Annotated in this window: 23 protein-coding genes and 1 tRNA gene; 15 read left to right on the top strand and 9 right to left on the bottom strand. The window is 39.4% G+C overall.

Translation table 11 applies throughout. The annotated features are described in order from the left end of the window. Positions 1-4: 4 nt before the first annotated feature. The 6 genes from tenA to TSIB_RS10365 all read left to right on the top strand — a co-directional run bounded on the left by tenA (position 5) and on the right by TSIB_RS10365 (position 4,379). Positions 5-658 carry a thiaminase II gene (tenA, locus tag TSIB_RS02335; RefSeq protein ID WP_015848752.1) on the top strand — a complete coding sequence of 218 codons (654 nt, stop codon included), beginning with the start codon at positions 5-7 and terminating at the stop codon, positions 656-658. After that, the gene (gene thiM / locus TSIB_RS02330; protein WP_015848751.1) at positions 655-1,461 is read left to right on the top strand and encodes a hydroxyethylthiazole kinase; all 807 of its coding nucleotides are present in this window, start codon (positions 655-657) and stop codon (positions 1,459-1,461) included. The genes tenA and thiM overlap by 4 nt, the downstream gene beginning before the upstream one ends. Beyond that, a complete protein-coding gene (thiE, locus tag TSIB_RS02325) occupies positions 1,451-2,074 on the top strand; it encodes a thiamine phosphate synthase (RefSeq protein ID WP_048160198.1) in 624 nt (207 codons plus the stop codon). Before thiM ends, thiE begins: the two co-directional genes overlap by 11 nt. Continuing rightward, positions 2,071-2,556, top strand: a complete 486-nt coding sequence (gene thiW / locus TSIB_RS02320; protein WP_015848749.1) for an energy coupling factor transporter S component ThiW — start codon at positions 2,071-2,073, stop codon at positions 2,554-2,556. The genes thiE and thiW overlap by 4 nt, the downstream gene beginning before the upstream one ends. Next, entirely contained in the window at positions 2,553-3,893 is a 1,341-nt protein-coding gene (locus TSIB_RS02315) for a bifunctional hydroxymethylpyrimidine kinase/phosphomethylpyrimidine kinase (protein WP_015848748.1), read from the top strand. The genes thiW and TSIB_RS02315 overlap by 4 nt, the downstream gene beginning before the upstream one ends. Positions 3,894-4,214: 321 nt before the next feature. After that, the gene (locus tag TSIB_RS10365) at positions 4,215-4,379 is read left to right on the top strand and encodes a hypothetical protein (RefSeq protein ID WP_187146413.1); all 165 of its coding nucleotides are present in this window, start codon (positions 4,215-4,217) and stop codon (positions 4,377-4,379) included. A gap of 118 nt (positions 4,380-4,497) precedes the next feature. Here TSIB_RS10365 and mfnA read toward each other — a convergent pair whose 3' ends face one another. The 3 genes from mfnA to TSIB_RS02295 are packed head-to-tail and all read right to left on the bottom strand — an operon-like array spanning position 4,498 to position 7,121. After that, on the bottom strand, positions 4,498-5,652 hold the full coding sequence (mfnA, locus tag TSIB_RS02305) for a tyrosine decarboxylase MfnA (RefSeq protein ID WP_048160197.1): 1,155 nt from the start codon (positions 5,650-5,652) through the stop codon (positions 4,498-4,500). A gap of 43 nt (positions 5,653-5,695) precedes the next feature. Beyond that, a complete protein-coding gene (locus TSIB_RS02300) occupies positions 5,696-6,874 on the bottom strand; it encodes a cation:proton antiporter (protein WP_015848745.1) in 1,179 nt (392 codons plus the stop codon). A 1-nt stretch (position 6,875) separates the two neighbouring features. After that, on the bottom strand, positions 6,876-7,121 hold the full coding sequence (locus tag TSIB_RS02295; RefSeq protein ID WP_048160196.1) for a TIGR00304 family membrane protein: 246 nt from the start codon (positions 7,119-7,121) through the stop codon (positions 6,876-6,878). 79 nt (positions 7,122-7,200) lie between these two features. On the opposite strand from TSIB_RS02295, the gene TSIB_RS02290 reads away from it, so the two are divergent. The 3 genes from TSIB_RS02290 (at position 7,201) to jtg (ending at position 10,614) form a co-directional block, all read left to right on the top strand. Continuing rightward, entirely contained in the window at positions 7,201-7,893 is a 693-nt protein-coding gene (locus TSIB_RS02290; protein ID WP_015848743.1) for an HAD family hydrolase, read from the top strand. Next, on the top strand, positions 7,871-8,491 hold the full coding sequence (locus tag TSIB_RS02285; RefSeq protein ID WP_015848742.1) for a diacylglycerol/polyprenol kinase family protein: 621 nt from the start codon (positions 7,871-7,873) through the stop codon (positions 8,489-8,491). The genes TSIB_RS02290 and TSIB_RS02285 overlap by 23 nt, the downstream gene beginning before the upstream one ends. 143 nt (positions 8,492-8,634) lie before the next feature. Continuing rightward, positions 8,635-10,614 (top strand): 4-alpha-glucanotransferase, encoded by a 1,980-nt coding sequence (gene jtg / locus TSIB_RS02280; RefSeq protein WP_015848741.1) that lies wholly within the window; start codon positions 8,635-8,637, stop codon positions 10,612-10,614. A gap of 11 nt (positions 10,615-10,625) precedes the next feature. Here jtg and ttuA read toward each other — a convergent pair whose 3' ends face one another. Then, positions 10,626-11,534, bottom strand: coding sequence for a tRNA-5-methyluridine(54) 2-sulfurtransferase (gene ttuA / locus TSIB_RS02275; protein WP_015848740.1), 909 nt, complete (start codon positions 11,532-11,534; stop codon positions 10,626-10,628). 46 nt (positions 11,535-11,580) lie between these two features. After that, complete coding sequence (locus TSIB_RS02270; RefSeq protein WP_015848739.1) at positions 11,581-13,035, bottom strand: NAD(P)/FAD-dependent oxidoreductase; 1,455 nt, start codon at positions 13,033-13,035, stop codon at positions 11,581-11,583. Positions 13,036-13,271: 236 nt separating this feature from the next. On the opposite strand from TSIB_RS02270, the gene TSIB_RS02265 reads away from it, so the two are divergent. The 3 genes from TSIB_RS02265 to TSIB_RS02255 are packed head-to-tail and all read left to right on the top strand — an operon-like array spanning position 13,272 to position 16,065. After that, complete coding sequence (locus TSIB_RS02265; RefSeq protein ID WP_048160790.1) at positions 13,272-13,778, top strand: CBS domain-containing protein; 507 nt, start codon at positions 13,272-13,274, stop codon at positions 13,776-13,778. Between the two features lie 18 nt (positions 13,779-13,796). Then, on the top strand, positions 13,797-14,939 hold the full coding sequence (locus TSIB_RS02260; RefSeq protein WP_015848737.1) for a cation:proton antiporter: 1,143 nt from the start codon (positions 13,797-13,799) through the stop codon (positions 14,937-14,939). Position 14,940: 1 nt separating this feature from the next. Then, positions 14,941-16,065, top strand: coding sequence for a cation:proton antiporter (locus tag TSIB_RS02255; RefSeq protein WP_015848736.1), 1,125 nt, complete (start codon positions 14,941-14,943; stop codon positions 16,063-16,065). A 264-nt stretch (positions 16,066-16,329) separates the two neighbouring features. Here the strand turns inward: TSIB_RS02255 and TSIB_RS02250 are convergent. From TSIB_RS02250 to rlmD, 3 genes are all read right to left on the bottom strand, one after another. Further along, positions 16,330-16,407: transfer RNA gene (locus tag TSIB_RS02250), tRNA-Gly, on the bottom strand. Between the two features lie 35 nt (positions 16,408-16,442). Then, positions 16,443-16,868, bottom strand: a complete 426-nt coding sequence (gene lrpA / locus TSIB_RS02245) for an HTH-type transcriptional regulator LrpA (protein WP_015848735.1) — start codon at positions 16,866-16,868, stop codon at positions 16,443-16,445. A 51-nt stretch (positions 16,869-16,919) separates the two neighbouring features. Continuing rightward, positions 16,920-18,179 (bottom strand): 23S rRNA (uracil(1939)-C(5))-methyltransferase RlmD, encoded by a 1,260-nt coding sequence (gene rlmD, locus TSIB_RS02240; RefSeq protein ID WP_015848734.1) that lies wholly within the window; start codon positions 18,177-18,179, stop codon positions 16,920-16,922. Between the two features lie 55 nt (positions 18,180-18,234). Here rlmD and TSIB_RS02235 point away from each other — a divergent pair, with 55 nt between their 5' ends. Then, a complete protein-coding gene (locus TSIB_RS02235) occupies positions 18,235-18,513 on the top strand; it encodes a hypothetical protein (protein ID WP_015848733.1) in 279 nt (92 codons plus the stop codon). Between the two features lies 1 nt (position 18,514). Here TSIB_RS02235 and pyrE read toward each other — a convergent pair whose 3' ends face one another. Beyond that, on the bottom strand, positions 18,515-19,069 hold the full coding sequence (gene pyrE / locus TSIB_RS02230; RefSeq protein ID WP_394295182.1) for an orotate phosphoribosyltransferase: 555 nt from the start codon (positions 19,067-19,069) through the stop codon (positions 18,515-18,517). An 84-nt stretch (positions 19,070-19,153) separates the two neighbouring features. On the opposite strand from pyrE, the gene pyrB reads away from it, so the two are divergent. Then, complete coding sequence (gene pyrB / locus TSIB_RS02225; RefSeq protein ID WP_015848731.1) at positions 19,154-20,074, top strand: aspartate carbamoyltransferase; 921 nt, start codon at positions 19,154-19,156, stop codon at positions 20,072-20,074. Further along, positions 20,071-20,523, top strand: coding sequence for an aspartate carbamoyltransferase regulatory subunit (gene pyrI / locus TSIB_RS02220; RefSeq protein ID WP_015848730.1), 453 nt, complete (start codon positions 20,071-20,073; stop codon positions 20,521-20,523). The genes pyrB and pyrI overlap by 4 nt, the downstream gene beginning before the upstream one ends. Positions 20,524-20,532: the final 9 nt, after the last annotated feature.

The raw sequence follows: 20,532 nt of genomic DNA, 5'->3' as shown, positions 1-20,532 counted from the left end.
AAAAATGAAGATTAGCGATGCTTTAAGACAAAAAGCAGATTATATCTGGCATAGAATACTAAACCATCCCTTTGTAATCGAATTATATCAAGGTACATTGCCAATTGAAAAGTTCAAATTCTACGTGCTCCAAGACTACAACTATCTTGTGGGACTAACGAGAACTTTAACGATAATTGCCTCTAAAAGCGATTTTGATCTCATGAGAAAGATCCTAAAACTGGCCCAAGAGGAAGCCAGCACTGAACTTGTCAACTATGAAAGGCTCTTAGAAGAATTAGGACTCACAATCGAAGATGCAATCAAAGAAGAACCCAGCCCCACCAATTATGCATATATGAACTTCATGAATCTCACAGCATTTTTAGGAACTCCTTATGAAGGCCTCGCTACCATCATGCCATGCTTCTGGAGTTATATGGAGATAGCCAGGCACCATGAAAAGTTATTGGAAACCAACGAAAATTCTCTCTATGTAAACTGGGCTGAGGTGTATCTCTCCAAGGAATATATCGAGCTAGTGGAGAACCTGAAAGAGCTGCTGGATAAAACCAATAACACTGAATTTCATAGACTAGAGAGCGTTTTCGAAAGAGCAAGCAAATATGAATACATGTTTTGGGATATGGCCTATAAAATGGAGAGGTGGCCCATATGAACGTAGAATGGGTTGGAGAAGCATTAGAAAAGCTCAGAAAAAAAAGACCTCTAATACACAACATAACCAATTATGTTGTCATGAACACCACAGCAAATGCTCTCCTAGCTATAGGGGCTTCACCTGTTATGGCTCACGCAATAGAGGAGCTCGAAGAGATGATTGGCTTAGCTGATGCGCTCGTAATAAATATTGGAACCCTAGATGAGCACAAAATATACTCAATGCTTAAGGCCGTTGAGATTGCCAAGGAGCTCAGGAAGCCCGTCATCCTTGACCCAGTTGGCGCTGGGGCAACGAAATTGAGGACTAAAACATCACTGAAGCTTCTGGAGTTAGGAAGCATAAGCGTTGTCAGGGGCAACTTTGGAGAAATTGCTGCTCTTCTTGGAGAACATGGAAAAACAAGAGGAGTTGATTCAGCAACATATGATGAGAACATTGCAAAAACAATAGCCAAAGAAGCTGCACGGGAGTTCAACACAGTCGTGGCAGTTACAGGCCCAGTGGATTACGTTGGTGATGGCAGAAGGGTTTATGGAGTAGCAAATGGAACTCCAATGCTTGGGAGAGTTACGGGAACTGGTTGCATGGTAACTTCCATAATAGGAGCTTTCTTGGCAGTCGAAAAACCGCTTAGAGCCACCATTGCTGGACTAACGACATTTGAAATCGCGGCAGAAAAGGCAGTAGAGGAAGCATCTTACCCCGGGACCTTCCATGTAAAGCTTTACGACTGGCTCTACAGAATAGATGTGGAGATAATAAAAGAAAGAGCCAAGGTGAGGGAAGTTGAACCTTAGAAAAAAGCTCAAGCTGTATGTGATAACGGATAGAAGACTAAAGTCAGAGATTGAAAGTGTCAGAGAAGCCTTAGAGGGAGGTGCAACCTCAATTCAGCTTAGGATAAAAAATGCTCCAACAGGGGAGATGATAAAGATTGGTAAGGAGATTAGAGAGCTAACAAAAGAATATGATGCCCTTTATTTCGTGGATGACCGATTAGATGTGGCTTTGGCAACAGACGCAGATGGAGTTCAGCTGGGTCCAGAGGATATGCCCATCTCACTTGCTAAAGAAATAGGACCGAATCTCATCATCGGAGCCTCTGTTTACAGTTTAGAGGAAGCGTTAAAAGCAGAGAAAGAAGGAGCTGATTATTTAGGAGCAGGTTCTGTTTTTCCAACGCCTACAAAAAGAGATGTCAAAGTTATTGGTCTAGAAGGTCTTAAGAGAATAGTAGAGTCGGTGAAAATTCCAGTGGTGGCAATAGGAGGAATAAATCACAAAAACGCTAGAGATGTCCTTAAGACTGGTGTAGATGGAATCGCAATAATTTCTGCAATAATGGGGGCAGAAGATGTAAAAAGAGCCACAGAAGAAATGAGAAAAATTATAGAGGAGGTTCTCAGGTGAAGCTCGAAACAAGGACGCAAAAGCTCGCTTATGTCGGTATTTTTACGGCATTAGGGGTCATTCTTGGTACAATTTCATTTCCAGTTGGTCCAACAAAAGTCGCACCCTTCCAGCACTTCATAAATGTCATAACTGGAGTCTTGCTTGGCCCTTGGTGGGCCTCTTTGACGGCCCTTTTCATAGGAACCCTAAGAATGTCCCTAGGAGTGGGCACAATATTCTCAATTCCCGGTGGAATTCCTGGAGCGTTTACAGTTGGCCTAATGTATAAAATAGTAAAGAATGACTGGGCAGCATTTAGCGAACCATTGGCTACAGTTTTTATAGGAGGAACTTTGAGTTCCCTCCTTTTTGGCCCCTTGATAAACATCCAAAAAGGAGTTGTGTGGTTTTGGGTAGCTTTTGCTCCTAGCACTCTTGTTGGAACAACTCTTGGCTTCTTGATTCTCAAAGCCCTAAGAAGAATGGAGGTGATAGAGTGATTAGGAAAGCTTTAACAATTGCCGGGAGCGATAGCGGGGGCGGAGCTGGAATAGAGGCGGATTTAAAGACCTTCTCCGCTTTTGGGGTTCACGGATTGGTTGCAATAACCTCTGTAACAGCCCAAAACACCCAAGAGGTTAGGGCCATTTATGACATCTCTCCAGAGGTTGTTGCAAAACAGATAGAGGCTGTTGTAGAAGATATTGGAGTGGATGCGGCAAAGACTGGAATGTTGAGTAATGCCAAAATAATCAAAGCCGTTGCAAAGACCGTAAAGAAATATGAGTTTCCTCTTGTGGTTGACCCGGTCATGATAGCCAAAAGCGGGGCTCCATTGCTAAGGGAAGATGCAATGGAGGCTTTGATTGAGAAGATAATTCCCTTAGCAACACTTGTAACACCCAACAAATCAGAAGCGGAGAAATTAAGTGGAATGAAAATTGAAGGCCTTGAAGACGCCAAAAAAGCTGCGAAAATCATAGTTGAGGAGCTAGGTGCTAAAGGGGCAATAGTAAAGGGAGGACACCTCAGCCTAAGTGAGGCCGTGGATGTGTTATATTTTAACGAAAAATTTAGGGAGTATAGGGCACCTTTTGTAAAAGGTTGCACCCATGGTACAGGATGCTCTTTTTCTGCAGCGATAACAGCGAATTTGGCAAAAGGGAAGAAGCTCGAAGAGGCCGTTAGAATAGCAAAGGAATTTATAACGATGGGAATTTACTATGGACCAAGAATCGGCCATGGCCACTGCCCGGTTAATCAGAACGCCTGGATAGATATTCCAGCCGAAAAGTGGAGAGTTTATGAAAGTTTAGGTAATGCCTTAAAGGAGCTCATGTCAATAGATAATCTTTATGAACACGCGCCAGAAGTTGGTATGAACTTCATTTACGCTTTACCTAAACTTTATGCAAGGAGTAAAGAAGATGTTGCTGGAGTAAAAGGAAGGATAGTAAAATTTGGAAATAAGATAAAACCTGTAGGATGGGTAGAATTCGGAGCTTCCGATCATCTGACGAGAGCGATTTTAACGTTCATGGAGTTCTTTCCTGAAGTCAGGAGTGCATTGAATTTGAAATACAGTGAGGAGCTTATCAAAAAAGCTTCCAGCTTGGGGCTTAAAGTGTCCTTCTACGATAGAAGGGAGGAACCAGAAGAAATAAAAGCCAAAGAGGGCGGCACCATTCCATGGGGAGTAAAAACCGCGATCGAGAGGATAAATGACAAGCCAGATATAATATATCACCTCGGAGACTGGGGCAAAGAGCCAATGCTTTTGATATTCGGGGAAAATCCAGAGATTGTGTTGAGAAAGCTTAAGATGCTCATAGAATAATTCTCGGTACTCGTTTTTAGGCGTTGTTTTTTTGGTTTTCTCTTTTTAAAATTCTTGTTTTTGAATTTAAGGTTTTTCTTGGCATTTGGAAGTCTTTAAAAACCAGAAGTTGCTATCAACTGACTTCCTCCCCGCCCTGAAGGACGAGGCTTTCAAAAGAAAGAGATAAGACTTTAAAAGAATTGAAAGGGCACTTAATAGTGGCATTTAGAACTATGTTATCTAAATTTGGAAAAATTTACAGTCAATAACAGATATAAGCGAAAAATATTCAGTAAAGTTTATATTTCTCCGATGAATATTTATAGTGAGGTAATCAAAATGTACGAGGTCATAAATTTATCTACAGGCGAAATTGTTAGGAGAGGCAAAGTTTTAGAAAAGTTGCTCCAAAACCTACCAGAAGGATTTTATGAAATAAAAGAAAATAGAAAATTTATAAGATTTTACAGTAATATCAAGCCGGAACACCAGTGCTGGATTTAAAAATCCTTTAATTTTTAAACAAAGCCAATAAAACATGAATGTAGCGGTTTATCTCCCATAGTTAATTATCCAAAAGGACTCTTGAAAGATTCAGAAAACAAAAATACAAAATTAAATCTCAAACTCTTCTTAAAATCTCTCTCAGATCTTTTAAAAAGTTCATTAAATGTTCTCTTTTCACGTGTGGCATCATAACTATCCTGATATACCCCCTGTGAGCACTTATTCCCCATCCTCTTGCTTTAAGTTCTGCCTCAATCTTCTTGAGCCTTTTAGAACCAAAGGAAACTATGTTCAGCATGGGCTCCCTTATCAGGTACACTCTATCCAACCTCTTTATCTGTTCTGCAAACCATAGGGCGTTCTCCATAGCTTCTTTGACCACATTCTTATATCCTTCAAAGCCAAGGTGTTTAAAAAGGGCCCATACAGCTATTGCATTAGCTCCAAGCCTTGTTCCTGTGATTGTAGCTTGAAATATCTTTCCCCCAGCCAAATAAGGTGCCAAAACATTAATGGCATCCATATACTTTTTCTTTCTGAAAACTATCCCTCCAGCGGGTATTGGGGCCATTCCCATCTTGTGGGGATCTATAGTAATGCTTTGTACACCTTTGAGCTTGAAGTCAAAATCCGGTAATTCATAACCCAATGCCTTCGCAAAAGGGATTACAAAACCACCGAAGGCAGCATCAATATGTAGGGGAATTCCATAATCAACAGCAATATCCGAAAGAGCAGGAATATCATCCACAACCCCCAAACCAGTTGTTCCAGCAATTCCAACAATTCCAATGGTATTATCTGTTATTTTACTCTCTACATCCTTTACGTTGACAGAATAATCTCTATTAAGATCTGCCCAGACCAATTTCACTTTTAACAAATCACTCGCCTTTAAAAAAGAAAAATGTGCACTCTCTGGCAGGATTAACTCCGGTTTTTCAACATTAGAGACGTTACGAAAAGCCCTCACGGCCAAAACATTGGCTTCTGTACCTCCACTTACTATATTTCCATAAGCCCTTTTTAAGTGCAAAAGCTCTCCCAACATTTGGACCGCTTCTTCCTCAATTTCTTTGCTCCCTCTATGCAAGCCTGGATCCCCCAAGTTCCTATCTATGTACTTTTGGATTATTTTCTGAGCTAGAGGGTGTGGATAAGTACACATAGAACCTAAGATTTTACCAGAATCAAACGTTAGATCGATTTTAAGCCTTTTCTCAAGTTCAGTAAAAAGCTCCTCTTCACTTATCCCTTTATTTGGTATCATGCTCTCACCAGCCAAAGTTGTTCACATCTAATTTAAGCTTTTGTTATTCCTCTCGAAGGTGTCTCAAATAAAGCCTAAAGAATTGTGGTGTTGTCACGGCTGTTAACATTGAAACTATTACCACTGCTGCAAAGAGACTTTGATCTATTAACCCTTCCTCAATGCCAAATTTTAGGATAGCAAGCTCTAAGCTACCTCTTCCCCCCATTCCAATGCCTACTAGTGCTGCTGACTTCCAATCGAATTTAAAGAGTTTCATCCCCAACCCACAGCCCAAAAACTTCCCTATAACTGCTGCCAAATAGAGAAGGCCTATCAACACAATGCTAAGTTCATTTAAAGAGGGGTTAAACATCAAACCTACATATATAAAGAACAAAGGAATGAAAAATTCTGTTAAAACTACTTGCAAATCCCCTATAAGTTCGTTGAGTTTTATTTTACTAATTACAAGGGGGTCTCTTCTCTCTCTCAATCTGCTAATTGTCAAACCTGCAAGGTAGGCTCCAATTATCTGATGAAGACCTACCCTTTCCGCAATCATGGCCAAGAAGAATGTCAAGACTATCGTGAATGTGAAGAAGATGTTTAAGTTCCTCAAAATACTATAAAAGCGTGAGGAGCGTTTAAAGATATACTCAGAGACAAGGAGCACCGCTGTTATGAAAAGGACGATCTTAATTGTTAGTACAACAAGGGGAGAGAATGCTAGCTCTCCCTTCGTCATAGCAGTTATTATACCAATTAAATAAACTGCCATGATATCATCTGCAAATGCAGCGCCCATTAATATTGAAGAGAGTTCTTTCCGAATCCTAGCCTTTAGAAGCACGCCACTAGTGACTTCAATTGCAGTATTTCCAAGAGTCACGCCAACAAAAATTGCTGCTGCTAATCCTTTGCCGAAGGCATAAACTGTCAAAAAACCAAGAATGAAGGAAAATATTACGCCCAAAGCAGCTACCAAAATTGCCTTGCTTTTATTGGAAGCTATGGACGAAAAGTTACTCGTAAGTCCCATATAGAGCATCATCATCAAAAGACCAAATTCGGAGAGAACCTTTAAAGGCTCTGAAGGAACCACTACATTAAGAAAAAACGGCCCAAGTATCATACCAGTAAGTATATGTGCAATTATCGGATGGATCTCCTTCTTCTCAAAAAGCCATTCCAGGCTCTTTGCAAGGACGAGAAGTATAGAAAGGTCGAGAATGTACTCCAATTCACACCCTCCTGCTGATCAAAGCACCAACTATCCAAAGAACCATTAAAAGAACTGCTAATATCATTGCTAAAGTGACACCTCTGTTTGTTCCAAAAACTATTGGAATGGGGCCTATCATTATAACCCCTCCACTTTCTACATTGGTTTCCCCACTTGATGCACTCATTAAAGTTCCCAAGAAGATCAACATGAAACCAATAAATATCAAACCCATTCCCATGAATACTAGCAATTCGCCCTTCATGGCTCCTCATGAAAAACTACATCCTAGGTTTTAAAGCTTTAACGTTAAAGTTATTAATACCCAAACAGACACTCAGTACATGCTTGTACTTGTGGATTTAGACGATACCTTATGCAACACATGGGAGGCCGCTAGATGGAGTGTTCTTCGTCTTCTGCCCCATTTAATCAGAAAAGGAAAATTCAAGGCTTTGCTTTATATCCTCACACAGCGGTATAAAGAGTTAGAACAATCAAGAGAGCTTCACTTACTTAATTTGGATGAACTCGTGGGAAACTTTATGGAAAGGGTGTATAAAAGCACATCAGAAAAAGATCTGAAAGAGATGTTCGAATTAGTTGACACGACATTCTTTTCAAACTTAAGAGTATATCCCGATGCAATTGACTTTTTAAAGGGATTAAAAGAGATTGGAGCAAAAATAGTGCTAATAACCGATTCCTCCTCTGAGTGGCAAAGGAAAAAACTCGAACACCTAAACCTGAAAAATTACTTTGATTCCCTTATAATAAGTGGAGAAACCGGTTACAGTAAACTTGAGCCCTATAACTTTATGCTGGCGAAAAGAATGTTCCCAAAAGAGAGGGAAATTTACGTAGTCGGAGATAGAGACGACACCGATATGAGAGGTGGAAAAGAAATAGGTGCAACAACAATCCTAGTCAGGAGGGGCTATTTCAAATCTCTCATGCCAAAACACGCCGATTACATAGTAAAAGACCTTAAAGAGGCCTTAGAGGTGATAAAGCATGAGCATAAAAAGCGAGGTTAAGAGAAAAGCACTGCACTTAACAGGATTGACTGTCCCACTACTTTACCTTCTCTTTGGCCAAAAGGTAACAATAGGATTCGTTGCAACAGCGCTAATTGTTTTTATAATACTAGAACCTTTTAGAATAGTTGAAGAATTGAGAGATAAATTAAAACAAAAACTCGGTCTTTATGTAAGAGAAGATGTAATTGCCCTTGTCGAACGAGAACTTGAAGCCATATCTAGGGAACATGAAAAGTATTCTATCGGATCCCACATATACTTCACAATCGGAGCTTTAATAATAATAAGCTTCTTCCCAAAAGACATTGCAATAGGTGCCATAACCGTTGCAACTTTAGGTGATGCTATAGCTGCGATAATAGGAAAACCTTTTGGAAAGCATCGATTTAAAAACGGTAAAAGTATTGAGGGCAGCTTGGCATATTTTCTAACAGCCTTTCTAATACTTCTCGTGCTGATAGATTTACCACATGCCCTCATCGGGGCCTTAGCCGGGATGTTGGCAGAATTCTATGAGTTACCCCCCGATGATAATTTCTCTAATCAATTGGCCGTAGCTATTATAATATACGTTTTCAGAAAGATCTTCTTCTAAACAGGAAGAGACTTCATCTAACTCGATTCTTACGAAATCTCGGTGATATTTTCACTACTAGTTGATATACGTACCATGCATAAAATATTTATATACTCCTCACTACTATCACTCTTAGTGATAATGCTCATGGAGGTGTAAAAATGAAAAAAATCAACTTCATATTTGGCATTCACAACCATCAACCTCTTGGAAACTTTGGCTGGGTTTTTGAAGAGGCTTATAACAATTCATATCGACCATTCATGGAGATTCTTGAAGAATTCCCAATGATGAAAGTAAATGCCCACTTTAGTGGCCCTCTTTTGGAGTGGATTGAAGAAAATAAACCCGATTATATTGATCTTTTAAAGTCTCTTGTAAAAAATGGTCAGCTTGAAATAGTAGTCGCAGGATTTTACGAACCTGTTCTAGCAGCCATCCCTAAGGAAGATAGAATAGCACAAATAGAAATGCTTAAAGAATATGCAAGAAAGTTAGGATTCGAAGCCAAGGGCGTATGGCTCACCGAAAGAGTATGGCAACCAGAACTTGTAAAATCCCTTAAAGAATTAGGAATTGAATATGTGGTTGTTGATGATTATCATTTCATGAGCGCCGGGTTGAGCAAAGAGGAGCTCTTCTGGCCGTATTACACCGAAGATGGCGGAGAGATTGTAACAGTATTTCCTATTGATGAAAAGCTAAGGTACCTAATCCCCTTCCGGCCGGTGGAAAAGGTTATCGAATATTTAGAAGGCCTCGTAGATAACAACCCCTCTAAAGTTGCTGTTTTCCACGACGATGGTGAGAAATTTGGAGTATGGCCTGGAACTCACGAATGGGTATACGAGAAAGGATGGCTTAGAAAGTTCTTTGATGAAATTACAAGCAATGAGAAAATTAACCTGATGACCTACACAGAATACCTAGGGAAATTCACACCAAGAGGCTTAGTGTATCTTCCAATTGCTTCTTACTTTGAGATGAGCGAATGGAGCTTACCGGCCAAACAGGCAAAACTCTTTGTAGAATTTGCGGAACAGCTGAAAAAGGAAGGCAAGTTTGAGAAATACCGTGTCTTTGTAAGAGGTGGCATTTGGAAAAACTTCTTTTTTAAATATCCCGAGAGCAACTTCATGCACAAAAGAATGCTCATGATCAGCAAAGCTGTGAGAGAAAACCCGGAGGCAAGACACTACATTCTCAAGGCCCAGTGTAATGACGCTTACTGGCATGGTGTCTTTGGAGGAGTTTACCTTCCCCACCTAAGGAGAACCGTATGGGAAAATATCATAAAAGCACAAAGCTACTTGAACCCAGAAAATAAAGTCCTAGATATAGATTTTGATGGAAGAAAAGAGATAATGTTAGAGAATGACAACTTTATAGCTACCCTAAAACCCCACTACGGTGGAAGCATTTTCGAGCTTAGCTCAAAGAGAAAGGCTGTCAACTACAACGATGTGCTTCCAAGGAGATGGGAACACTACCATGAAGTTCCTGAGGCAGCTGTTCCAGAAGAAGAAAACAAGGATGGGGTTGCAAGCATACACGAGCTTGGAAAAGCAATCCCTGAGGAAATTAAGAGGGAACTGGCTTATGATTGGCAGTTAAGAGCAATCCTCCAAGATCACTTCATTAAACCGGAAGAAACACTCGATAACTACAGACTCGTAAAATATCACGAATTCGGGGATTTTGTTAATCAGCCTTACGAATATATATTAAGGGGTAACAAAGTCAAACTATGGCGCAATGGAGGAATTTATGCAAAAGAAAAAATACCTGCTACAGTTGAAAAGGAGATAGAATTAAATGAAGAAGGCTTTGTAGCCCATTACAGGGTCTCACTTGAAAAGCCCTTTAAGATTCTCTTTGGAGTCGAGCTGAACCTAGCGGTGCACAGTGTCATGGAAACTCCAGGAGAATTTGATGAAAAGGAATTTGAGGTAAATGATCCATACGGACTTGGAAGGGTGAAGATTGAAACTGACAAACAGGCAAAGATCTGGAAGTTCCCGATAAAAACTCTAAGCCAAAGTGAAGCAGGATGGGACTTTATACAGCAAGGGGTAAGTTATACCTTGCTCTTTCCCATTGAAAAGGAAATAAAATTTAAAATAAAATTCAAGGAACTCTGATTTTCTCTCTTTTAACTTTTCACTTTGAAGACCAAGGGCTCTTTCAAGCCCCAGAATCTGCAGAATGAACATTTTTCGTCTTGAGACGGCATTCCACAAATTTTACACTTTTTAAGTTCTATTTCTTCTAGTTCGGCTTCAAATAAGTGTTTTTTCCTCAAGTAACCTTTGACAAAATTTATTTTCGTTCCAGGTCTCTTTTCTTCCATTTTATTTAAAATTTCTTTGTATTCTATTGTGGTTGCTCCTCTCGCATGCGGGCATTCATTGATAATGTACTCCAAACCAACTGCAAGAGCATATGCCACTACTTCTCTCTCTGTGAGTCCATAAAGCGGTTTAATTTTCTTTACAAAGGTACCTTCTCCTGGTAAAACCGGGCCTTGCTTGGCCAGATACTCTGTATTCCAATTCATGAGGTTAGAAAAGATAAAGCTGGCCTCATCATCCAAATTATGTCCCGTGGCAATAACACCAAATCCATTATCATAAGCAAATTTGTTGAATATGTAACGCTTTGTAAGGCCACAATAAGAGCAAGCAGGTCTTCTAGTTCTTACTTCCCCAATACCAGCTCCTAAAAGCTCTCTAACTCTAACTACATAAAGGGGAACCCCCATTAACTCACACTGCTTTTTTGCATACTCTTCACTCTTTTCTGAGTATCCCCCAATACCCAAATTTATATGCAGACATTCTACATCATAGCCAAGCTTTTTGAGGACATAAGCTGTTACAGCAGAATCTTTCCCTCCACTGATGACTACGAGTACTTTTTCACTAGCTTTAAGAAGTTTATACTTATCAATCGTTTTCTTGACCTTTTTTTCGAAATATTCGATAAAGTGATTGGAACATAGATACATTTTTGGGTAGTGGAGCTTTATATATGCCCTGTTCTCGCAGAACCTGCACTTCATACTCTCACCAAAAATGAGAAAAGGCTAAAAAATTTAAATCTTACCCTTATGCTTCCAAACTCTCGACGACCTTTTTCCAATTGCCAGATTTTTTGAAATCCCTCTCCTGATAAAGGCCCTCTTTGATCAATATACCCCTCGCAGCCAAAAGCCCTGTTGCTGCAGCATTAACAATATCCCTGCTCAATCCAGCTCCATCCCCAGCTGCGAAAATATTTTCGATTGTGGTTTCAAGGAGATTGTTAACCTCAACTTGCATTGCATAATATTTTATCTCCGGAGCATAGAGGAGAGTATGATCACTTGCAACTCCGGGAATTACTCTGTCAAGCTTTTCAAGGCCCTCAATAATGTTTGTAACAACTCTGTGAGGAAGTGCCATTGCTATGTCTCCTGGAGTAACGTGCTTTAAAGTGGGTTCGACGTCGCTCTTCTTTATCCTGCTCCACGTGCTCCTTCTTCCCCTTCTTAAGTCTCCAAGTCTTTGAAGTATTGGCTTTCCTCCACCAATTGTAGTTGCAAGCTGAGCAATGCTTCTACCATAGGCTGTGGTATCTTCCACTGGTTCAGTAAGTTCAATCCTTGTAAGGAATGCAAAATTGGTGTTGTTGCTTTTTTTATCCCTCATTGAATGGCCGTTTACACCCACATAACCATCATATTTCTCTTCAACAACAAATCCATTTGGATTGGCACAGAAAGTTCTCACAAAATCATCGTAAGTTTCAGTATAGATGTGGAACTTGGGATCATGATTTATTTTTGTTATTTGCTCCATTATTATTGCAGGGACCTCGACCCTAACTCCAACATCAATAGGACCATGACTTGACTTCAAACCTATTTTTTGAGCAACATCATGGAACCATTCTGCTCCTCCTCTGCCTGGTGCCACTATTATATAACGTGCTTTTATCGTGAAAACATCAACTCCTTTTCTAACAACAACTTCTCCTTTTCTAAACTCTTCAACCTTTGTCCAGAGGATAAACTTGATACCCTTGCTTTCCAAGTAGTCTTTAATACTCTTTATAACTCCTTTAGTGTGATCTGAGCCAATATGCCGCTGAATTATAGGTATGAATTTCACCCCTGCTTGGGCCGCTCTTCTTTCCCATTTCCGTATCTCATCCTCGTGCCCCTTGTAAACCCCTTTAGGAGCTCCATGTGTTAGAAAAACCTGGTCAACTTCCCAAATAAGCTGCCAAGAATAATTCTCATCCCTTGTAAGTTTTGTTAGGTCTCCTCCAATATCCGGCCTTAGATTTATGGTTCCATCACTAAGTCCACCAGCCCCACCAACACCACTCATTATGTGGCAAGGCTTGCACTCAATACAGTAGCCAAGTTCGTCCATGGGGCATACACGGCTTTCAATGTCTCCTCCCTCGTCAATCACTGCAACTTTTAAATCACTCTTTTCAGCGAGCTCATAGGCTGAAAAAAGACCTGCAGGGCCTGCTCCAATTATAACAACATCAAATTTTTCTTCAAAAACCATATTTCCCTTACCGATGTTTGGGCATAATTCTCTTATAAAGTTTTTGCTTGATATAAGCTTAATGCATCACATCACCATTCCAATTTTTGCCATGTAGATGTAGATTTTCTTTCTCTCAAATTGAAAACGTTACATATAAGAGAAAAATTTAAGTGGAAACTAGATAAAGAGTATAGGGGATAAACGTGGAATATTTACCACCTCCAAATAAACCCAAAAATGCAAAACATAAAAAAATGTCAATAATTACCGGAAAAAAACGCCATTTAATGCTTCAAAGGAAGGAAGAGCTAAGTCACAATATCAGGTATATTTCAAAGGTTCCTGTGAAAATAGTCATGGACAAAGATTTCTTGACCGTTCATCCTCAGGATCCCCTAACTCATCTTATAAGAAAATTTACTAGTGAGGAAACCTCCGCCATAGTAGTTGACGATGAAGGGAGACTTTTAGGATTTATTACAATGAAAGACCTCCTTCAATTTTTCACAACTCCCAAAAGATACTCTGTTGTGGGGTTAGGTTTATTAAAAAAATACACAATAACTCGTGCTTCAATGGTAGAAGATATAATGGTAACAAAGCCAATAACCATCCACATAGAGGATAACCTTGGACATGCTATTAAACTCATGATAGAAACTGGAAAACATCATCTTCCTGTTATTGATGACGAAAAAAAAGTTCATGGCTTGTTAGAGGTCAATGACATTATTCGGCTTATTAGAATTGTGACACTATAATCAGCAGGAGATGAAAGCATGGATGTATTCCTTGAACTTGCAGTGATCCTGATAGTGGCTAAGCTATTTGGTTATATTGCTACAAAAGCGAAGATGCCTGGAGCTCTCGGTCAGCTTATTGGAGGGATGCTTATTGGACCCTCTATTCTAAACATAGTGAGTTATTCTGAGGGAGTTCATTTAATAAGCGAGATAGGTGTGGTTTTACTTCTTTTTCTTGCTGGCCTTGAAACGGATGTTGAAGAATTCAAAAGAGTTGGTGTACCCTCTTTTCTTATCGCTCTTGGGGGAGTTGCAATCCCTTTTGTGATGGGATACTTCCTATCTGAATGGTTTGGATATGAGCGAACTGAAGCCTTGTTTTTGGGAGGAATCTTAACTGCCACAAGCGTTGGATTAACCGTAAGTATCTTAATGGAAATGAAAAAACTTCGCACAAAAGAGGGAACGGCCATTTTAGCCGGTGCGGTTGTTGATGATATCCTTGGAATTATACTTCTCACAACACTAATTGCCATGTATAGAAAAGGGCATGTTTACATAGAAGATGTGGGAATTCTTATTGGAGAAGTAGCTGTATTCTTTGTAGTGAGCTGGCTTGTTGGAAAACCTATTGTGAAAGAATTCTTATCTCTCTCTGAAAGAATTGACTTGCCTGAGACATTAACAGCATTTGCCCTCGCTATAACTCTTATCTTTGCGTATATAGCCGAGCAGTTTAGAATAGCTGGAATAACCGGAGCATATCTAGCAGGAGTTTTGATAGCACAAACAGACGAAGCAAAAAGAATAAGTAACAGAATGATAACCGTCTCATATTCTCTCTTTGTTCCTGTTTTTCTTGTTGGAATTGGTATAAAAACAGACATAAGCATCATTCTCCATGCAGGAACTTTTGCAATTCTCTATTCAGTGATAGCGATAATAGGAAAAATAGTAGGTTGCGGTGTTGGTGCGCTATTAGCCAGGTTCAAACCAAAAGAAGCACTTAGAGTTGGTATTGGAATGATTCCCAGAATGGAAGTGGCTCTAATTATGGCAAACGTCGCACTTACAGAAAATGTGTTTGATAAGGGAATTTTCTCGATCCCCGTTACTATGGTAATAATCACAACTATTATAACACCTCCCCTACTGAAATGGATATTCTCGAGGGATTAATATGGAAACACTTATCATGATAGCCATGATGTTGGCAATGGCAAAGCTTCTGGGATGGGTATTCGAAAAACTCAACCAGCCAGTAGTTCTTGGACAAATTTTGGGAGGTTTGATGATAGGGCTTTTTGTGGAGAGTAACGAAATAATCAGAGAATTCTCAAACCTCGGCGTTCTTTTGCTTCTATTCCTGGCAGGTATTGAAAGTGATCTTACAGAATTTAAACGGGTGGGAAAACCAAGTATTTCTGTAGCTGGTGTTGGTGTAATATTTGCATTTGTATTCGGGTTTTTAGTAGCTTATCCGTTCGTAGATTTTCATGAGGCCCTCCTTTATGGTGCTATAATGACACCAACAAGTGTTAGTATAACTGTAAGGGTACTAATGGAACTCAGAAAACTTAGGAGTACGGAGGGTACAACAATCTTAGCTGCCGCAGTTGTAGATGATGTTTTGGGGATTCTTCTTTTAACTGTTATTATCTCCCTTCTTCGGGAAGGGAGCATAGATTACATTACAATCTTCGAGATTCTCGTAGAAGTGAGTGGTTTTCTTGCAGTTTTCTTGTATTTTGGGCCAGTCCTTGCAGAGAAAGCATTCAAAAGAATTTCACACATAGACTTGCCCGAGTCCACGACATCATTTGCAATAATCTTTCTGATAATTTTTGCTTATATGGCAGAGCATCTAAACCTCGCATCTATTCTAGGGGCATATTTGGTAGGACTAACAATAGGACAAACTAGCTACAGAAAACAGGTTGAAAATCACATAAGCATCCTTGGTTACTCCATCTTTATTCCCCTCTTCTTTGTAGAGGTCGGTATGAGAATCGAAATCAGCTATATCTTACATGCAAGTTTCTTTGCAATTTTATACACTCTTGCAGCAATAATAAGCAAAATCCTTGGGTGTGGAGCAGGAGCATATTTAGCTGGCTTTGATCTCAAATCATCTCTAAGGATTGGTATTGGAATGATTCCACGACTCGGTGTTGAGCTTGCAATGCTTACAATAGCTCTCTCAAGTGGTGTAATTGGGCCAGAGGGCCTTACAATAGCCATTTCTATGGTATTTGCAACCACAATCCTGACACCTCCGCTACTGAAATGGGTTTACAAAAGATAGTACAAACAACATTTCTTTACATACATTTCTTAGTATTTCGATTGTGAATATTACAGGCCACAAAGAAGCTTCTCAAAGAAAGAAGAGAAGAATACAAGGTTTATGAAGCTTAGGGACTGTACATGACAACGAAAAAATCATTGAGTTACGATTATTGTGTATTTGAGACTGAGAACCTACAATTGAAATAATTGAATAATTTCATCCCCATCACAAAAAAGGTTTTCAGATCACACATCTAACTAATAAGTGTGTAAAAATCTGTGGTGCGGTGGCCGGGATTCGAACCCGGGTTACCGGCTTGGGAGGCCGGTGTCCTAGACCAGGCTAGACTACCACCGCTCAACGAAAGATAATACAAAAAAGGTTTAAAAGCTTTACTTTAACCGTTCCAAAATTATAGCCGGGCAAACCTTGGTAACACCATCAATTTTTCCTATTTTATTTGACATAATATCTGCTAAATCCCCACCATCCCTTGCCCATATTTCTGCCATTATCATGTGATCACCACTTGATAGATAGAGCTCTCTTACAAATTCAAACTCCTTTAACTTACTGGCAACTTCAAAAAGTCTTTCTGGTGTTGTGTCCACCCCTGTGATACTTACCAGATTGTAACCAAGCTTTTGAGGGTCTACTCTAATAGTATACTGTTTTAAAATCCCTTTCTCTTCCAATGATCGGACTCTTTTCCTTACAGCTGTCTCACTTATGCCCAAAGCCTTTGCTATTTCAGTAAAGGGCGTTCTTGCATCTCTTGTCAACATCTCAATTATAATCCTGTCTCTTTCGTCTAACATACATTCACCCCATAATTGTTTTATTAACCGAGTATATTAACTTTTTGAACTCTATATTTTGTTCTTCAAATCTAGTTTTGCAACAATTTCAATATGAGGAGTATGGGGGAACATATCAAGAGCCACTATCTCCTCAATAGCATATCCCTCTTTAAGTTTTTTCAAATTTTCTGAAAATGTTCTTGGGTTGCAGGATACATATACCAACGTTTCAGGTGGATCCTTGAGTAGTTTCTTTATAAGTTTCGGATGAAGACCCGCTCTTGGAGGATCCACAATGAGGGTATCATAAACCCCTAAGTCCCTCACCTCTCTATCTTCCCCCACCTTAAACTCCGCATTTACTTCATTTATTCTTGCATTTCTATTCGCCATTTCTACTGCAAAGGGATTTACCTCAATTCCCTCCACTTTAAATCCTCTTCTTGCCAAATATATTCCAAAAGTCCCTACACCGGAGTAAAGGTCAAGAACCTTCTCGCCTTCAACAAAGTCACCAACCTTTTTTACAAGATTAACGGCTTGATAAGAATTTGTTTGAAAAAATGAATTCGGATGAATAAGATAAGTAACATCATCAATTTTTTCTCTAATAAATTCTGCCCCCCAAAATCTCCTAGGGGCCCCATATGACACATCGCTTTTAGTGCTGTTAACACTCCAGTAGAGAGAAGTTGCAAAATCAAAGTATTCAGTGACTTCCTTGGAAAGGGTGCCTTCAGATGTTACCAGATTCACCATGAATTCTCCCGTAAATTTGCCTTCCCGCAAGACTACATACCTTAGAAAGCCATTACTTTTCTTTAAGTCCCATGGGACTAGATTAAGATCTTCGATAAGGTCTTTAACTGACCTTAGGGCTTTCTCACTCTTATCACCGAAGATTCTACAGTTTTTCACATCTATAACATCCCACCAAGTACCCCTTCGCCTAAAGCCAATTCCCCCTGTAGTTATTGCCACGTCAATTCTGTTCCTATAATCATAGATTTTTGGAGATGGAAGCACTTCAACGTTCATTTCCAGAAGTTCAGATAGTTTTTGCTCCTTAAATTTTAGTTGTTCTTCATAAGGAATATGCTGAAGCAAACATCCTCCACATACACCAAAGTGCTTACACTCTGGTTTAACCCTAATGGAGGAAGGCTCAAGTATTGCATATTCATATGCCACCCGTTTCTTCTTTTCTTTACGCCACTTTCTAACCTCAACTATATCCCCAGGAGCCGTGAATGGAATAAATAACTTTTTACCGTTAATTTTTACTTCTCCAAAACCTTCAGAACTTAGTTTTTCTATCTCCACTCGCATGTGTCATGTTTAGAGGGAGCATATAAAAAGATGCTGGTTAAGTGGATTTGTCACAATGTCAATAGTATACCAAGAAACGTTTATTAGAATCAAAGACAATATAACATTTGGTGTTCTTGGAATGGTTGCTAGGAAAAATGTTATCTACAAACTCTTGGTAACAAAAAAGAGGGCTACTTCTTTACAAAAGTTAAGTGAAGAGCTTGAAACACCAATGCCGTGGCTTTTACGCATGTTAAAAACGTTAGAATCAGAAGGCCTTGTTGAAATCTTCTATGGAAACGAAAAGGCAATGATAATGGTTAAAGCAAAAACCCTTGAAGATTATTTTTGATTTATTCTCTCTTTTCTCTATATTTGAATAGATCTCCCACTGTTACCAGCGGAATCAGGGTGTAACCTTCTTTTCCTAAAGCTTCTTTAGCACCTTCTTCCCGATCAACTACTACCATTATCCCAACTATTTTGGCACCTTCCTCTTCCAAAGCTTTCGCTGCCCTGAGAACACTTCCACCAGTAGTTGTAACATCTTCTACAAGAAGTACTCTCTCACCTTTTTTCACTTCACCCTCAATTTGCCTCCCTGTTCCATATTCTTTTTTCTTCTTTCGTACTATTAGCAGAGGCTTATCAGTCACTAAAGCCAAAGAAACTGCTATGGGGACCGCTCCAAGTTCCGGCCCTGCTATTTTGTCATATTCAAGAGCAAACTCATCTATCTTGATTTTCATAAGGGACGCAATGAGCCTTAATGCTTTGGGATTCGTTATAAGTTTTTTAATGTTAATGTAATAGTTACTTTCTTTTCCAGAACTGAGAATAAAATGCCCAAACTCAATTGCTTTCTCCTCAAAGATAAGTTCAATTAAAAGCTGCTTTTCCTTTGACATTTTCATGTAAACCACCTCTATATCCGCACAGATATGTTAACAAAAAATTTATAAATCTTTGGGAACTTAATTCGGTCGGGCTTTATGAAGTTCCAAGATGTGATTAGTATAAACGATTTTGGGAAAGAAGAGATCGAATATGTTTTAAAAACTGCAAAACGACTTGAAAACGAACTTAACGAAAGAAAAATACTACAATATGCAAAAGGGAAGATCCTAGCAACCCTCTTCTTTGAGCCATCGACCAGAACGAGGTTTAGCTTTGAAAGTGCAATGCACAGACTCGGAGGCTCAGTAATAGGGTTTGCCGAGGCTTCGAGTAGCAGTGTCAAAAAAGGCGAAAGTCTCATGGATACTATAAGAACAGTGGAAAAATATGCAGATGTAATCGTGATAAGGCATCCAAGAGAGGGGGCAGCAAGACTAGCTGCAGAGATTGCAGAGATTCCAGTAATAAATGCTGGAGATGGGGCAAATCAACACCCTACTCAAACACTTCTTGACCTTTATACTATCAAGAAAGAGTTTGGGAGAATTGATAGACTTAAAATAGCCCTTTTGGGGGATCTAAAGTACGGAAGAACTGTACACAGCCTTGCAAAAGCGCTTTCTTATTATGATGTCAAGCTTTACTTTGTAGCTCCTCAAGGCCTAGAAATGCCCAGACATATTGTTGAAGAAATCTCAGATAAGTTAGAAATAACAGAAACCAATGATTTGGAAAGTGTTATTCCAGAAGTTGATATATTATACACCACAAGGATCCAGAAAGAGAGATTCCCTGATCCAGCAGAATATAACAAAATCAAAGGCTCTTATAGAGTCGACTTAAAGCTTTTAGAGAGAGCAAAAGAGACTCTTAAAATCATGCACCCTCTGCCAAGAGTTGATGAAATATCATATGAAGTCGATAAGACCCAATACTCCGCATATTTCCGGCAGGTATGGAGCGGAGTTCCGGTCAGAATGGCCCTCTTAGGCATTGTGTTGGGGGTGGTAGAATGAAAGAGCTCAAAGTTTCAGCAATCAACAAAGGAACAGTTATAGATCATATACCTTCGGGAAAAGGGCTAAAGGTTCTTGAAATTCTCAATTTACCTGAGGATAATACCATTCTTGTTGCAATCAATGTTAAGAGCCAAAAACTGGGAAGAAAAGACATCATAAAGGTAGAAGGAAAAATCCTGAACGAGGATGAAGTAAACAAAATAGCACTCATAGCACCTACTGCCACAGTAAATATCATTGATAAGTGGGAAGTTGTAGAGAAGAGAAACGTCGAAGTGCCAGATGAAATAGTGGGAATAATCAAATGTGCAAATCCGAATTGCATAACCAATTATGAAGAAGTAAAGCCAAAATTCAAGGTGATTTCTAAAAAACCCCTAAAATTAAAATGTCACTACTGTGAAAGAACTATGGAAGAGAACATGGTGGTTAAGAACCTTTTGTGAGGAACGATT

It is taken from the genome of Thermococcus sibiricus MM 739, from assembly GCF_000022545.1.
GTDB classification, from domain to species: domain Archaea; phylum Methanobacteriota_B; class Thermococci; order Thermococcales; family Thermococcaceae; genus Thermococcus_A; species Thermococcus_A sibiricus.
This window is presented reverse-complemented; position numbering and strand designations above follow the sequence as displayed.

What these genes read in the sequence shown, in the direction of transcription:
- tenA (WP_015848752.1), top strand. Translation starts at nt 5, where the DNA reads ATGAAGATTAGCGATGCTTTAAGACAAAAAGCAGATTATATCTGGCAT.
- thiM (WP_015848751.1), top strand. Translation starts at nt 655, where the DNA reads ATGAACGTAGAATGGGTTGGAGAAGCATTAGAAAAGCTCAGAAAAAAA.
- TSIB_RS10365 (WP_187146413.1), top strand. Translation starts at nt 4,215, where the DNA reads ATGTACGAGGTCATAAATTTATCTACAGGCGAAATTGTTAGGAGAGGC.
- mfnA (WP_048160197.1), bottom strand. Translation starts at nt 5,652, where the DNA reads ATGATACCAAATAAAGGGATAAGTGAAGAGGAGCTTTTTACTGAACTT.
- TSIB_RS02295 (WP_048160196.1), bottom strand. Translation starts at nt 7,121, where the DNA reads ATGAAGGGCGAATTGCTAGTATTCATGGGAATGGGTTTGATATTTATT.
- TSIB_RS02290 (WP_015848743.1), top strand. Translation starts at nt 7,201, where the DNA reads ATGCTTGTACTTGTGGATTTAGACGATACCTTATGCAACACATGGGAG.
- TSIB_RS02285 (WP_015848742.1), top strand. Translation starts at nt 7,871, where the DNA reads ATGAGCATAAAAAGCGAGGTTAAGAGAAAAGCACTGCACTTAACAGGA.
- jtg (WP_015848741.1), top strand. Translation starts at nt 8,635, where the DNA reads ATGAAAAAAATCAACTTCATATTTGGCATTCACAACCATCAACCTCTT.
- ttuA (WP_015848740.1), bottom strand. Translation starts at nt 11,534, where the DNA reads ATGAAGTGCAGGTTCTGCGAGAACAGGGCATATATAAAGCTCCACTAC.
- TSIB_RS02270 (WP_015848739.1), bottom strand. Translation starts at nt 13,035, where the DNA reads ATGGTTTTTGAAGAAAAATTTGATGTTGTTATAATTGGAGCAGGCCCT.
- TSIB_RS02265 (WP_048160790.1), top strand. Translation starts at nt 13,272, where the DNA reads ATGTCAATAATTACCGGAAAAAAACGCCATTTAATGCTTCAAAGGAAG.
- TSIB_RS02260 (WP_015848737.1), top strand. Translation starts at nt 13,797, where the DNA reads ATGGATGTATTCCTTGAACTTGCAGTGATCCTGATAGTGGCTAAGCTA.
- TSIB_RS02255 (WP_015848736.1), top strand. Translation starts at nt 14,941, where the DNA reads ATGGAAACACTTATCATGATAGCCATGATGTTGGCAATGGCAAAGCTT.
- lrpA (WP_015848735.1), bottom strand. Translation starts at nt 16,868, where the DNA reads ATGTTAGACGAAAGAGACAGGATTATAATTGAGATGTTGACAAGAGAT.
- rlmD (WP_015848734.1), bottom strand. Translation starts at nt 18,179, where the DNA reads ATGCGAGTGGAGATAGAAAAACTAAGTTCTGAAGGTTTTGGAGAAGTA.
- TSIB_RS02235 (WP_015848733.1), top strand. Translation starts at nt 18,235, where the DNA reads ATGTCAATAGTATACCAAGAAACGTTTATTAGAATCAAAGACAATATA.
- pyrE (WP_394295182.1), bottom strand. Translation starts at nt 19,069, where the DNA reads ATGTCAAAGGAAAAGCAGCTTTTAATTGAACTTATCTTTGAGGAGAAA.
- pyrB (WP_015848731.1), top strand. Translation starts at nt 19,154, where the DNA reads ATGAAGTTCCAAGATGTGATTAGTATAAACGATTTTGGGAAAGAAGAG.
- pyrI (WP_015848730.1), top strand. Translation starts at nt 20,071, where the DNA reads ATGAAAGAGCTCAAAGTTTCAGCAATCAACAAAGGAACAGTTATAGAT.